10 protein-coding genes and 2 riboswitches are annotated in these 14145 nt (G+C 72.7%); of the genes, 1 reads left to right on the plus strand and 9 read right to left on the minus strand.

The genetic code is table 11. From position 1 onward, the window contains the following. Positions 1-206: 206 nt before the first annotated feature. The 8 genes from OG618_RS36345 to OG618_RS36380 all read right to left on the minus strand — a co-directional run bounded on the left by OG618_RS36345 (position 207) and on the right by OG618_RS36380 (position 9372). A complete protein-coding gene (locus OG618_RS36345) occupies positions 207-686 on the minus strand; it encodes a flagellar hook-length control protein FliK (RefSeq protein WP_329491887.1) in 480 nt (159 codons plus the stop codon). Positions 687-720: 34 nt separating this feature from the next. Further along, on the minus strand, positions 721-1788 hold the full coding sequence (locus tag OG618_RS36350) for a peptidase (protein ID WP_329491888.1): 1068 nt from the start codon (positions 1786-1788) through the stop codon (positions 721-723). 100 nt (positions 1789-1888) lie between these two features. Then, positions 1889-2037: riboswitch (cobalamin riboswitch) on the minus strand. A gap of 197 nt (positions 2038-2234) precedes the next feature. Next, positions 2235-3014, minus strand: coding sequence for an enoyl-CoA hydratase (locus OG618_RS36355; RefSeq protein ID WP_329491889.1), 780 nt, complete (start codon positions 3012-3014; stop codon positions 2235-2237). Beyond that, positions 3011-3898, minus strand: coding sequence for a 3-hydroxyisobutyrate dehydrogenase (gene mmsB, locus OG618_RS36360; RefSeq protein WP_329491890.1), 888 nt, complete (start codon positions 3896-3898; stop codon positions 3011-3013). The genes OG618_RS36355 and mmsB overlap by 4 nt, the downstream gene beginning before the upstream one ends. After that, positions 3895-4968, minus strand: a complete 1074-nt coding sequence (locus OG618_RS36365; protein WP_329491891.1) for an enoyl-CoA hydratase/isomerase family protein — start codon at positions 4966-4968, stop codon at positions 3895-3897. Before OG618_RS36365 ends, mmsB begins: the two co-directional genes overlap by 4 nt. After that, positions 4968-6113, minus strand: a complete 1146-nt coding sequence (locus OG618_RS36370) for an acyl-CoA dehydrogenase family protein (RefSeq protein WP_442906914.1) — start codon at positions 6111-6113, stop codon at positions 4968-4970. Before OG618_RS36370 ends, OG618_RS36365 begins: the two co-directional genes overlap by 1 nt. Before the next feature lie 5 nt (positions 6114-6118). After that, the gene (locus tag OG618_RS36375; RefSeq protein WP_329491893.1) at positions 6119-7618 is read right to left on the minus strand and encodes a CoA-acylating methylmalonate-semialdehyde dehydrogenase; all 1500 of its coding nucleotides are present in this window, start codon (positions 7616-7618) and stop codon (positions 6119-6121) included. Positions 7619-7829: 211 nt separating this feature from the next. Further along, a riboswitch (cobalamin riboswitch) is annotated at positions 7830-8022 on the minus strand. A gap of 81 nt (positions 8023-8103) precedes the next feature. Next, the gene (locus OG618_RS36380) at positions 8104-9372 is read right to left on the minus strand and encodes an ATP-binding protein (RefSeq protein WP_329491894.1); all 1269 of its coding nucleotides are present in this window, start codon (positions 9370-9372) and stop codon (positions 8104-8106) included. 991 nt (positions 9373-10363) lie between these two features. Between OG618_RS36380 and OG618_RS36385 the strand changes: the two genes are divergently transcribed. Beyond that, a complete protein-coding gene (locus OG618_RS36385) occupies positions 10364-12613 on the plus strand; it encodes an HAD-IIB family hydrolase (protein WP_329491895.1) in 2250 nt (749 codons plus the stop codon). A 363-nt stretch (positions 12614-12976) separates the two neighbouring features. On the opposite strand, the gene OG618_RS36390 is transcribed toward OG618_RS36385, so the two are convergent. Beyond that, complete coding sequence (locus OG618_RS36390; protein WP_329491896.1) at positions 12977-13168, minus strand: hypothetical protein; 192 nt, start codon at positions 13166-13168, stop codon at positions 12977-12979. Positions 13169-14145 lie beyond the last annotated feature (977 nt).

Raw genomic sequence — 14145 nt, forward strand, 5'->3', positions numbered from 1 at the left:
ACCGCCGGTCGTTCCGCTTCGGTACCGGACGAATCACTGCGGCCCGGGGCTCCGCGCCCGGGCCGCACAACAGGGGCTGCTGAACGGAATCGGTGGGCTGTTCGCCCGTCACCTCCTCCGACGACGGCAAGCGTCCCACGACGGATGAGCCCTGGGCGCCGGCGCCCGTCCTCCCTCGCGGAGGACGGGCGCCGGCCTGCTCACGTTCAGGGCGCCGTGATGCCCGGCTGGGTGCCGGCGCCGAAGGACCAGCCCTCGACGTCGCCAGGGGCCGGGTTGTAGCTGCCGGCGCCCAGGCTGCTGTAGGACCAGGGGCCGCCGTGCTGGGCGTGCCAGTACGACCAGTAGGCGCTGCCGGTCGGGTTGGTGCAGGTGGCGGGAAGTGCGTTGATCTTGCAGACGAAGCCCGGGAAGCGGGGGTGGAAGGCGTACGAGAACCCGGCGCCGGTGAGCGCGGCGAGCCCGCTGGCGGGGTCGCCGGGGGCGCAGCCGGTCTCGATGCCGCCGCCGACGGCGGTGAAGTCGACCACGACGGTGACGCCGGTGGTTCCGCTGCAGGCCGCCGCCTGGGCCTGCGGGGCCTGGCCGGCGGAGACGCCGAGCAGGCCGGCGGTGAGGGCCGCCGCGGCGGCGATCGACCCGAGCATCCGGCGGACGGGGCGGGACGGGGTGAGGGTGTCGGTCATCGGAACTCTCCTCGTGGGATCAGGGTTCGGCGTCTCAGCGGGTGGCCGGGGCCGGGCAGGCGAGGGTGGGGGCGCTGGGGCGGGACCCGGCGGCGGAGAGGGTGGCCAGCGGGGTGCCCGCCAGGCCGAGAACGGCCTGCGCGGTGGCCCGGGCGCCGTTGCCGGCGTTGAAGCCCGACGCGTCGTAGGCGACCGCGCCGCGCACCGCCGGGTCGGCGGAGCAGCCCTGCTGGAACTTCACCAGCCGGCTCCAGCCCTTGAGGCCGGCACCGAGGCGCCCACCGGAGAGCAGTGCCTGGGTGGCCAGGCCGGTGGTGTTGGCGTTGGAGGCGGTCGCGCCGGCGGCCGCGAAGCCGCCGTCGGCGTTCTGGTGCGTGGTCAGCCAGCCGAGGCCCGCGTTCGCCTCGGCGTTGCGGCCGTTGACGGCGAGCGCCTGGACGGCGAGGGCGGTGGCGTCGGCGTCACTGGTGCAGGTGGGCTGGCCGAAGGCGACCGGGTAACCGCCGTCCGCGCACTGGCTGTTCGCCAGGAAGTCGACGGCCGCGGCGGGAGCGTCGCCGGGGGTGCGGTGCAGGGCGATCAGGGCGAGGGACTGGCCGAAGGCGTTGCTGTAGTCGCCCCACTGCGAGCGGTCGGAGAACCGTCCTTCGGCGGTCTGCAGCGAGCGCAGCCGGGCTGGCAGGTCGACGCCCCCGAAGGATGCCGGGTTCCCACCGCGCACCTCGACGGCGAGCAGCAGCTTCGCGGTGGCGCCCGCGTAGGCCTCGGTGGCGCCGTCGCCGAGGTAGCCGGAGATGATCTCGGGCTTCGCCAGCCAGGCGGTGGCCTTCGCGGCGGCCTCGTCGGAGCTGTGCGAGGCGGCGAAGGCCAGCACGGCATCGACGGTCAGACCCTGGTCGGGGTAGGCGGTGCCGTTGAAGACGGACTCGAAGTGGTCGCCGTCCACGAGCTGGCGGGCCAGCCAGCCGCCAGCGGCGGCGTCGGGACGAACGGTCCGGGAGGACGTCGTTTCGGCGTGGGCGGCGGTGGCCACCGGGAGCGCGGTGGCGAGCGCCAGGGCGGGTATCGCGAGCAGACCGAGGGTGCGGCGGAGCGTGGGCATGAGTGCCTTTCCGGGCCTGGACGCAGGGGCCCGGAGGACGCCGGGCAGCACGCCGGGCAGCCCTCGGAGCTCCGGCCCGCAGACCACGACGGGAGGAGGGGACGACACATCCCCGCCGACGGGTACTCGGGCTCGCCGCCGACATGCCGTCGGCGGCCTACCGTTGCGGGTCAGCGCCGGATTCGGACCGGACTTCCCCCGTCGACGGAGTCACAACGTGACGGCTCATCATGGCGAAATGGAAAAGATCGGGTCAAGGGATCGTGCGTCACATCACGCAGGCACCACCGGGTTCCGCCGGCACACTCCGCCTGCCCGACGGGACCGCAGCGGACCGGGCCCGCGAGCGCAAAGGGCTGGATCACGGACACCTACCTGCTCCGGCGGTCCGAGAGCTGACGGGCGGTGCGCCGCCCCGGACGAGGGGCGGCGCACGGCGGGCGCCGTCAGCGGTTGCGGAACTCCGGCGGGCGCTTCTCCGAGAAAGCCGCCATGCCCTCCTTCTGATCAGCCGTCGCGAAGACGGCGTGGAAGAGGCGGCGTTCGAAGCGGACGCCCTCGGCGAGGGTCGTCTCGTACGACCGGTTGACGGCCTCCTTGAGCATGATCGCCGCCGGGGTGGACATCGCCGCGACGGTCTCGGCGGTGGCCAGGGCCTCGGCCAGCAGCTGGTCGGCGGGGACGATGCGGGAGACCAGTCCGGCCCGCTCCGCCTCCTCGGCGCCCATCGTCCGGCCGGTCAGACAGAGTTCCATGGCCTTCGCCTTGCCGACGGCCCGGGTCAGCCGCTGCGAGCCGCCGATGCCCGGGATGACGCCGAGCTTGATCTCCGGCTGCCCGAACTTCGCGGTGTCCGCCGCCAGCAGGACGTCGCACATCATCGCCAACTCGCAGCCCCCGCCCAGCGCGTAGCCGGCGACGGCCGCCACCACCGGCTTGCGCAGGGTGGCGAAGCGGTCCCAGGCGGCGAACCAGTTGCCGAGGTAGGCGTCGACGAAGTCGAGCGACTGCATCTCCTTGATGTCGGCGCCGGCCGCGAAGGCCTTCTCCGAGCCGGTGACCACCAGGCAGCCGATGTCCGGGTCCCGGTCGAACTCCGTCGCCGCGGAGACGACTTCGCTCATCAGGAGCGTGTTGAGCGCGTTGAGCGCCTTCGGCCGGTCGAGCGTGATCAGCCCCACCCGGCCCCTGCGCTCGACCAGGATCGTCTCGTGGGTCTCGGTCACTTGCCGCCCTCCCTCAAAGTGGTGATGATCGCCGAGAAGTCCAGGCCCGCACCCTCGTCCGCCGCGAAGTCCGCGTACAACTGCGCCGCTCTGCGACCGAGCTCGGTCGGCAGGCCCGCTGCGTCGGCGGCCCCGGCGGCCAGTCCGAGGTCCTTGGCCATCAGCGCGGAGGCGAACCCGGCCGCGTACTCGCGGTTCGCCGGACTGGCCGGCACCGGCCCGGGGACCGGACAGTTACTGGTGAGCGCCCAGCACTGGCCGGAGGCCGTCGAGGCGACGTCGAACAGCGCCTGGTGGCTGAGCCCCAGACTCTCCCCGAGCACGAACGCCTCGCTGACCGCGATCATCGAGATGCCGAGGATCATGTTGTTGCAGATCTTCGCCGCCTGCCCCGCACCGGGCGCGCCGCAGTGCACCACCTTGCGGCCCATCGCCTCCAGAACCGGGCGGGCGCTCTCGAAGTGCTCCTTCTCCGCGCCGACCATGAAGGTGAGGCTCGCGGCCGTCGCGCCGACCACCCCGCCGGAGACCGGCGCGTCCACCACGCGGTGCCCGGCGTCCACCGCGAGATCGTGCACCGCCCTGGCATCCGCGACGTCGATCGTCGAGCAGTCGACGAAGAGCGTTCCCGGGCGGGCGGCGGGCAGCAGCTCCGCGTAGGCGGCCAGGACGTGGCGGCCGGCCGGCAGCATGCTGATGACGACGTCGGCCTCGCGCACGGCCTCGGCCGCGGACCGCGCAGGGCGGACGCCCACCTCCTCGGCGTGCCGCAAGGCCTCCGGCACCAGGTCGTAGCCGGTCACCCGGTGCCCGGCCTTGACCAGGTTGGCGGCCATCGGGCCGCCCATGTTGCCCAGTCCGATGAATCCGATGCTGTGGGTCACCAGCGCTCCAGGGGTGTGGTGGCGGCGAGGCCGAGCTCGTGCTCGCCGAGCGGGGCGAAGTAGCGGGCCACGGCGGCGGGTTCGACGGCGCTCAGCGTGTCCGGGCTCCACTGCGGCGAACGGTCCTTGTCGATCACCTGGGCCCGGATGCCCTCCGCGAGGTCCCGCGTGGCGAGCGCCGCGCAGGAGGTGCGGTACTCCTGGTCCAGCACCGCCTCCAGCGGGCCCAGCGCCCGGGCCCGGCGCAGCGCCGCCAGCGTGGCCTTCACGGCGGTGGGCGAGTTGGCGGTGATCCGGTCCACGGCCTTCTTCGCCTCGGGTTCGCCGCTGTCCCGCAGCCGGTCGAGGATCTCCTCGACGGTCCCGGCCGCGTAGCAGCCGTCGATCCACGCACGCTGCCCCTCCAGCCGGCCCGGCGGTGCGGGTTCGACGTGCCGTTCGAGGGCGTCGTGCACGGGCAGCTCGGCCAGGTCGTCGAGCAGGGACGGGAGGCGCTCGGCCGGCACGAAGTGGTCGGCGAGCCCGCAGAGCAGCGCGTCCGCGGCGCCGACGGAACCCGCGGTCAGGGCGAGGTGGGTACCCAGCTCGCCCGGGGCGAGGGCGAGCAGGTAGGTGCCGCCCACATCGGGCACGAAGCCGATCCCCGCCTCCGGCATCGCCACCCGGGTGGTCTCGGTGACGATCCGGACACTGCCGTGAGCGGAAACCCCGACCCCGCCGCCCATCACGATGCCACTCATGACGGCGACGTAGGGCTTGGAGTACCGGGCGATCCGGGCGTTGAGGCGGTACTCGTCGCGCCAGAACTCCTCGACGGCGCCCGGGTCCCCGCCGGTGGCGGCACGGTGGATGGCGACGATGTCGCCACCGGCGCAGAAGGCCCGGTCGCCGGCGCCGGTGACGACGACGGTGTCGACCCGCTCGTCCTGCTCCCACGCGTCCAGGGCCTCCGAGATCGTCCGCACCATGCCGTGGGTGAGGGCGTTCAGGGCGGCGGGCCGGTTGAGGACGATCAGCCCGGCCCGGCCCTCCCACTGGACGAGGACCTCCTCGGTGTCGTTCCCGGTCATCAGGCGGCTCCGGTCAGGCCGCGGGCGACGATGACGCGCATGATCTCGTTGGTCCCTTCCAGGATCTGGTGCACCCGCAGGTCGCGGACGATCTTCTCGATGCCGTACTCGGCGAGGTAGCCGTAGCCACCGTGCAGTTGGAGCGCCTGGTTGGCGACGTCGAAGCCGGTGTCGGTGGCGTGCCGCTTGGCCATCGCGCACAGCTGAGGTGCCCGCCGGTCGCCCCGGTCCAGGGCGGCCGCCGCGCGCCACACGAGCGCCCTCGCCGCCTCCAACTCCGTCGCCATGTCGGCGAGTCGGAACTGCAGCGCCTGGGCGTGCAGCAGGCGGGCCCCGAACGCCTCACGGTCGGCGAGATAGGCCACCGCACGTTCCAACGCACTCTGGGCGCCGCCCAGTGAACAGGCCGCAATGCCGAGCCGCCCGCCGTTGAGGCCGCCCATGGCGATGCGGAAACCCTCGCCCTCCGCCCCGAGCAGGCGGTCGGCGGGCAGCCGGACGCCGTCCAGCAGCACCTGCCGGGTCGGCTGGGCGTTCCAGCCCATCTTGTGCTCGTTCGGACCGAAGGACAGCCCACGGTCGTCGCGGTCCAGGAGGAACGCGGAGACGCCGTCCGGCCCCGGGCCGCCGGTCCGCGCCATCACCACGTACACCTGGGATGTGCCCGCGCCGGAGATGAACTGCTTGACGCCGTCCAGTACCCACTGGTCGCCGTCGCGCACGGCCCGGGTGGTGAGCGCGGCGGCGTCGGAGCCGGCGCCGGGCTCGGTGAGGCAGTAACTGCCCAACTGTTCGGCCGTGCAGAGTGCCGGCAGCCAGCGGGCACGCTGCGCCTCGGTTCCGTAGCGGTCCACCATCCAGCCGACCATGTTGTGAATGGACAGGTAGCCGGCGATCGACGGGCAGCCGGTCGCGAGTGCTTCGAAGGCGACCACCCCGTCCAGTCGGGAGAGCTCCGATCCGCCGACGTCCTCGCGCGCGTACACACCGGCCAGGCCCACGTCCGCCGCCTTGCGCAGCACCTCGACCGGGAAGTGCTTGTCCCGGTCCCATGCCACCGCGTGCGGGGCGAGGTACTCGTCGGCGAAGGCCCGGGTCGCCTTCGCGATGGCGCGCTGGTCGTCCGTCAGGTCACCTGCGTGCACCGTACTCATCCCATCGTCGGCATGGTGAAGCTCGCGCCCTCCTTGACCCCGGAGGGCCAGCGCGAGGTGACGGTGCGGGTGCGGGTGTAGAAGCGGATCGAGTCGGGGCCGTGCTGGTTGAGGTCGCCGAAGCCGGATCGCTTCCAGCCGCCGAAGGTGTGGTAAGCGATCGGCACCGGGATCGGCACGTTGACCCCGACCATGCCGGTGTTCACCCGGCGGGCGAAGTCCCGGGCGGTGTCGCCGTCCCGGGTGTAGATGGCCACGCCGTTGCCGAACTCGTGCTCACTCGGCAGCCGCAGCGCCTCCTCGTAGTCAGCGGCGCGGACCACGGCCAGGACCGGGCCGAAGATCTCCTCCCGGTAGATCCGCATGCCGGGAGTGACCCGGTCGAACAGCGAGGCACCGAGGAAGTAGCCGTCCTCGTGGCCGGACAGGCGGAAGTCCCTTCCGTCCAAGACGAGTTCGGCTCCCTCCTGGACCCCGAGGTCCAGGTAGTCGCGGACGCGCTCCAGGGCGTCGCGGCCGACCAGCGGACCGAAGTCGGCCGCCGGGTCGTCCGAGCGGCCGACCTTCAACGCGGCGATCCGCTCGACCAGCTTCGCCACCAGGGCGTCCGCCGTCTCGTCCCCGACCGGGACGGCGACCGAGATCGCCATGCAGCGTTCACCGGCCGAGCCGTAGCCGGCGCCGACGAGGGCGTCGGCGGCCTGGTCGAGATCGGCATCCGGCATCACGATCATGTGGTTCTTCGCTCCGCCGAAGCACTGGGCGCGCTTGCCGTGCGCTGCCGCGGTGGCGTAGACGTACTGGGCGATCGGGGTCGAGCCGACGAAGCCGAGCGCCTCGACCCGGGGGTCCTCCAGCAGCGTGTCCACGGCCTCCTTGTCGCCGTTGACGACGTTGAGCACGCCCGGGGGAAGCCCCGCTTCGAGGAAGAGCTCGGCCAGGCGCAGCGGCACCGAGGGGTCGCGCTCGGAGGGCTTGAGGACGAAGGCGTTGCCGCAGGCCAGCGCGGGCGCGGCCTTCCAGAGCGGGATCATCGCCGGAAAGTTGAACGGCGTGATGCCCGCGACCACGCCGAGCGGCTGGCGCATCGAGTAGACGTCGATTCCGGTGCCGGCGTTGTCGCTGAACTCGCCTTTCAGCAGGTGCGGGATCCCGGCGGCGAACTCCACGACCTCCAGGCCGCGCTGGATGTCGCCGTGGGCGTCGGCCACGGTCTTGCCGTGCTCGGCGGACAGCAGCCGGGCCAGCTCCTCCTTCTCCTGCTCGACCAGCTGCAGGAAGCGCAGCAGCACCCGCGCCCGCCGCTGCGGGTTCCAGGCGGCCCACTCGGGCTGGGCCTGCGCGGCGTCGGCGATCACCGCCTCGACCTCGGCCCGGTCGGCCAGCGGCACCCGGGCCTGTACCCGGCCGGTGTTGGGGTCGTACACGTCGGCGAAGCGCCCGGACGTCCCGGCGATGCGCTTGCCGCCGACGAAATGGGTCAGTTCACGAACCATCGGTTCCTTCTCTCATCGTGGATGGGGAGAGGAGGAATGGAGAGACCACCGCCGCCGTCCGGGCACACGGTCGTGCGCGCCTACGGCGGTCCGGCGGTTGACGTCACCGTCGGGGGCGGAGTTGTACCCCGACGGTCAGCACGGCAGGGCAAGGGGCAGCGAAACGGGAAAGGCGGCCCGGAGTCATGCGTGTCGTCTCCATCCTCGTGGAAAGCACGGACCACCCGCGGCCGGTATCCTGACTCCCGGATCCACGCCCGCCCCCAGGCCTTCCCGGCTGGCTGCCAGTGGCCGTCATCCACGAGGACGAACTCCCCGGTCACAGTGGCGGGACCGTGCCGGACTCACACCGGCTTCCCTGACACCGCGGACCTGGCATCGACCATATAGTTGGACGTCCTAGTAAGTCCAGAGGCCCGGGCGCCGCGGCGCGCCCTGGGAATCCCCGCCACTGCGACCGAGGGCGACCGCCGACCCGGGCCGCCTCAGGTGCGCCCGTAGCGGACCGCCTGGTCGGCGAACTCCCGGGCCATCTCCTCGGTCACGGTCGGCCGGGTGCGCCGGATGGCGTCCAGGTAGTCCTCGGTGCCGGGTTCGGTGCGTTCCCCCGTGTCGAGGGTGTGCTCGAAGACGGCCTGGGCGACCGCCATGGCGACCTGCCGGATGTCGGCGGGGGTGAAGCCGCTGCTGGCGCCGGCCAGCACAGCCGTGTCGGCCGCCGTGCCCGTCCTGGCGGTGTAGCCGGCCCAGAGGGCGTTGCGGGCCTCGTGGTCCGGCGGCCCCACCGGCAGGACGTAGTCGAACCGGCCGTGGCGCAGGAACGCCGGGTCCAGGGCGGCCACCGAGTTGGTGGCGCAGACGAGCAGTCGGCCCTCCCGGTCGCGGAACCGCACGATCGACTTGAGGAGCTCGTTGACCACGCCTACCGACGCGGGATCGGCGAGGCTGCGGGTGCCGGCGACCTCCTCGACTTCGTCGATGAAGACCAGCACGTGGTCCAGCTGCGCCATCTCCTCGAAGCGGCGGCCGAGCCCCGTGGCGAGCCCGTCCTCCGAAGCGATCCGCGAGGGGAAGAACTCTACGAACGGCCAGCCGAGCCGGCCGGCCACGGCCTTGGCGAAGGTGCTCTTGCCCGTGCCCGGCGGGCCGAACAGCACGACCGCGCGCGGCGGTTCCACCCCGTGGGCGTCCGCGAGTTCGGGATTGGCCAGCGGCAGCACCAGTCGCCGTTCGATGAGCCGCTTCTCGTCGGCCATCCCCGTGAGCTGCCCCCAGAGGCGGGCCTCGGGCACCACCGCGCCCAGCGAGGCCAGCACCGTCGTGCCCTGGCCGGTCACCGCCTGCGGTTTCTCGAAGTAGGTGAGCCCCCGGTGAGGACGGAACCCGGAGTTGCCCAGCGCCGCGGCGCCGGTCTCCTCCTCGGGCAGCAGGGCCGCGACGACTCGCGCCCCGGCATCCTGCAGTCGGTGCTCCAGCGCGGACAGCAGCGCCGTCCCCAGCCCGAGGTTCCGCCAGGCGGGGTGCAGCGCGATCCGCAGCACCCAGGCCCGGTCCCCGTCCACCCGGCCCACCGCCGTGCCCACCAGACGCCCGTCGGCCACCGCGACGACGCTCGGATTCTGCGCCTGCAGCGCGGCGACGAGCTCGGAGAGCCGGAAGACGGCGGGTCGGTCCGTGGTGGCGCTCTCACCGTCGAGCCGCACCACCGCTTCGAGATCGTCGGGAGTGAATTCCCGAACGTGCCACACCGCCATACCGAGCCTCGAACGCCACGATTCCGGGGCTTCCATCATCGTCCCTCCACCGCCCACCCGCTCGCCCGGAGGGCGGAGCCGCGGGTGCGATCCGTCGGCCAAGGGGCCCTGGCGCCCCTCGGTCCCCTCGGTCGTTCCAGGCCGCTCAGGATCACGTCCAGCGCGAACTCGAACATTCCGGGAGTCGGGGGCGCTTGCGCCGCTCGACCGCTACCAGGCTCTGGAAGGTCAGCGACGGCAACGGCACCGTGTACACGTTCGACTCGCCCACCACGGCGGGTCTCGCCGCCAGTACCGACTTGGGCGCCCTCAAAGCGTCGAATTCCTTGCCTCGCGGTCAGGAGGCTCTGCCAGGAGGCGCAGGCGGCCTCCAGGCGGCCGCCTTTCGGGTTCCGTGCCGCCTGCGCGGCGGCGTCGACCGCCGTCGGGGCGTGGGCCCCAGCAACCCGCCCGCCGCCACCACGACCGCCGTCGCGTGTCCGCTGGGCACGGAGGCCGTCACCTTCGCCCCAGGGCTGAAACTGGCCGTCCCGCCTCCGGTACCCCTCAACCCGTCCGTCCCCCTCGGCGCGAGCGGCGCACTCGCCGCCTGCGTGTCGCTCGACCTGCACCACACCTCGGGAACGATCACGTTCACCGGCAGCGGGCCGCTCACCTGCCCGGGCGGCAACTCCACCGGAAGCGGGCGGGTCACGTGGTCTGATCCCGGCACCACCCCCTCCGACTTCACCTTAACCGGCGGGGGCGGTACGCCCCGACGGCGTGACCGTCCTGCCCCTGTCCGGCAGTGTGGCGGCCGGCCGTCAGGCGCCCGGCGCACAGATCGGCGCCTGGCGCACCACCGAGCCCCACGCCGTGCGTCACCACCGTTCCACGCCCGATTCACTCGGTGCTCGGCTCGTGTTAGCGTCCGATGATCCTGATCCGAGCTGCGCCCAGGCCCGTCGGCCGGAGCGCAGCTCCATGGGGCGATCGGCGAGGGGGCACCACCATGGCAGCACCGGAGACGAATCGGCGGACGGCGGAGCAGCGGACCGGGTGGGCTGCCGGGCGGACGACCACCGCACCACCCCGAGCAGGACGTTCGGCGAGGGTCCTGGTCACCGATCTGGACGGCACGCTGCTCGGCGGCGACCGGGCCGACCGCCGCCGGCTGCACGACGCCCTGGCCCGGCACCCGGAGGTGACCGTGGTCTTCGCGACCGGCCGGGGGCTCTCCTCAGTACGCGAGGTGCTGCAGGAGCCGCTGGTGCCCAGACCGCGCTGGATCATCGCCGATGTCGGGGCGAGCGTCATCGACGGCACCGACCAGAGCCCGGTCGCGGACCTGCAGCACCGACTGCGCAGCGGCTGGCCCGGGGCCGAACGCGTACGGGCCGCGCTGCGGCGCTTCCCGGCGCTGGTCTACCAGCACGGCGTGGCTCAGGACGGCCGCTGCTCGTTCCACCTGCGCCCGGACCAGCTGACCCCGGAACTCACCGAGACCGTCCGGGCGCTGGGCTGCAGCTGGCTCTACTCGGCGGACCGCTACTTCGACGTGCTCCCGCCCGGTGCGAGCAAGGGCGGCGCGCTGGCGGCGCTGGCCGCCCAGCAGAACTGGCCGATGAGTTCCGTCCTGGTCGCCGGTGACTCCCTCAACGACCTGTCGCTGTACGGGCTCGGCGCGCACGGTGTGATCGTCGGCAATGCCGAACCCGCCCTGCTCGCCGCCGTCCCCGACGACCGAGCCGTCCACCGGCCCGACCGGCCCGGCGCCGCCGGCATCCTGGCTGCCCTGCAAGAGCTCGGCTGGATCGAGCGCGACTATCCACTCGTGGTCGGCTACCACCGCCCGCCCGTCCGCCTGACACCCGGCGGCTGGCGCCCGCCGGCGAGCCCGAACGGCATCCTGCCCACCCTGCGCAGCCTGTTCGCCGCCAACCCCCAGGCGATCTGGGCCACCGCCGCCGTTCTCGGACCGCACGCCCGTGCCGGCCGCCTGGACGGGCACGACACCGGTCTGCCGCTCTCCTTCGTCCCGCTGACTCCCGCCGAGTGGGCCGCCTACTTCCACCGAGCGTGCAAGGAGACGCTCTGGCCGGTGCTGATGTCGCAGCCCCGGCGGCTGCGCTTCGACCCGGAGACCTGGACCGGTTACCGCGAGGTGAACGCCCGCTTCGCCGACCACATCGCCGCCCGCGCGGCACCGGGCGCCACCGTGTGGCTGCACGACTACAACCTGTGGCTCGTTCCCGGGCTGCTCCGCCCGGTCCGCCCCGACCTGCGGATCGGCCTGTTCCACCACACCCCGTTTCCCGCGCCCGAGGTCTTCGCGGTCCTGCCCACCGCCGCCGAGATCCGCGCCTCGCTGAGTCACCTGGACTGGGCCGGCTTCCACACCGAGACCTTCGCCGAACACTTCCGCCGGACCCTCGTCGCAAGCCCGGGCGCGGCCCGCGTCGACGTTCCGCGGATCGGTGTCCACCCGCTCGGCATCGACCGCGAGGCCATCGCCTCGGCGGCCCGGGCCAGCGTCCGTACCCGTTCCCCGGCCCGCACGGAGGCCCCTACCGACCGTCCCCGTCCCGGCTCGGCCGACGGGCCGCTCGTGCTCTCCGTCGAACGGCTCGACTACGCCAAGGCCCCCGTGCAGAAGGTCGATGCCGTCGCGGCCCTGCTCGCCCGGCGTCCCGAGCTGCGGGGACGACTGCGGTTCCGGCTGGTCTGCCCGCCTCCCGAGCCCGGAATCACCTCGTACGACGTGACCCGGCAAGTGCTGGAGAGCCGCATTGCTGAGGTCAACCAAGCCTGGGGCAAGAGGAGTTGGAAGCCCATCGAGTATCTTCCGCGCAGCCTGCCCTTCACCGAGGTGATCGACCACTACCTCGATGCCGACGTGCTCTGGGTGACCTCCCTGCAGGACGGGATGAACCTGACCGCGAAGGAGTTCATCGCGGCCCAGCGGGCTGTCGGCCGCTCCGGGGTGCTGGTGCTCTCCCGCCACGCGGGAGCAGCCGCCCAACTCGGAGCCGCGGCGCTGCTCACCGACCCCCACTCACCCGAGGACCTGGCGGACACCCTGCACCGGGCGCTGACCCTCGGGTCCGACGAGCGCCGTCGGCGATTGGAACGCCTCGCCGACCTGCTCGGCGACGACCATCCCGCCGTCTGGGCCGCCGGTATCACCGCCGCCATCCGCGGCGACGACTCCCCGGATGCCTCCCGGGAGGGCTCCGACGCCATGTCGGTCGCCGAGCGGTGACGGTGCGCGGAGCCCGCCGTCGGCGCTCGTGCGCCGGAACCGGCGGCGCAGGCTGCTGGAGGGGCCCCACCGGTGTGACGTCGCCACGTCCCGCCCGCATGCGTGTGCGGTGTTCTGACCGGCGACGGGCCGCCCCCGGGTAGGACACCATTCGTTCCGTGCCGTCACGCCGACACGGCTCCCTGCCTCGTCGGCAGCCGAGCGGATTGTCGGGGGGTAATCACCATGCATGCCGCCGCGAGATCTTGACGGACGGGCAGGACGCCGGAGACCTCTCCTCATGGCGACGGATCGCGGTTCGGAGTGTCCCGTGTCGCCCGGGTCCCGTGTCGCCCGGCCGGCCGTCGCCCCCGGCGGGCGGTACTACGCGAAGGACGGCCTCCGGCCGAAGGGGCGGCGCCGCGGGCGGGCGGCGGTCGTGGCGTCGTCACGCTTCGCCATCCCGGCCAGCCGGTCCGCCTGGTGGTCGGTCAGCCGGGGCGGCGGGCCCGAGCCGTTGTCGGCGCGGCTGAGGAGTGGGATCAGGGCGGTGACGAGTGTCAAATAGTCGCTCATTCCAAGGTTCCTTTCGGTCTTCATCCTCTGACCTCAAGGGTGACGTATCGTCATGACGACAGTTTTGCAGGCGTGTCTCGTGTTGGTGGCCGTGAGGTGGACGTCAGGCCCTGGACGTTACCGGGGGCCGCGCGAGTGTTACGGCATGCGTGATGCGGGAGTCTGGAACGTCGACGAATCAGGCAGGCGGCACGGCGTACGGATCCCCACGGCCGTGACCCGGCGGGACGACCCGCGGGCCTTGGTCGGGCCGGCCGGGGGAGTGGAACGCGACGACGCGGCCGCCGACGAGCAGTTCCGACATGCAGCCCCGCTCCACCAACCTCGCCGGAGGGCTGCGGCCACCTTCCCCGCCCGTAGCCGGACACCACCCCTGCCCCGTCCGGCGCCGTATCGCCGACGTCACCGCCGGCCCGGTGGCACCGTCGGTTCTTTCGGGTCAGTGGCCTGCGGCTTGATGCGGGGCATGTGACTTGATGCGGGGTATGTGACATGAGCGGCCCCGTATCCAGCCGACAGGCGCGAGCGCCACGGTCTGGCGACAGCGCCCCGCCAAAGCCACAGAGCCGGCCCGGGCGCTGGGGCGCGGTGACGCGGTTCGTGGTCGTGGAGCAAAAAGGCCGCCCCCGCATTTCTGCGGAAACGGCCCACGCCCTGCATGGAAGCTGAGCTGATCAGCAGGATTTGTACCTGCACCCCCGACGCCCAAGCGATCCCGCTATCCCTCGACCGAAGGGCCGGGTCGAGATTTCGCGATCACGAGCCACAGAATCAGGGCTCCTGCTTCTCTGATCTGCATCTGCACCTCCTCGTGATCGTCCTGCCGGTAAGTCCTCCGGCGCTGTCCAGGTTACTCCGGGAAGGCACGAATTGGGGCAATTCAGCTGCACCGGCGGTGGACCGCAACGCGGGCCGCAGCCGCAGCCGATGCTTACAGGATCGATCTGGTTCGGGTGTCGCGGGGTGACAGCCGGGGC

It is taken from the genome of Kitasatospora sp. NBC_01246, assembly GCF_036226505.1.
Classification (GTDB): domain Bacteria; phylum Actinomycetota; class Actinomycetes; order Streptomycetales; family Streptomycetaceae; genus Kitasatospora.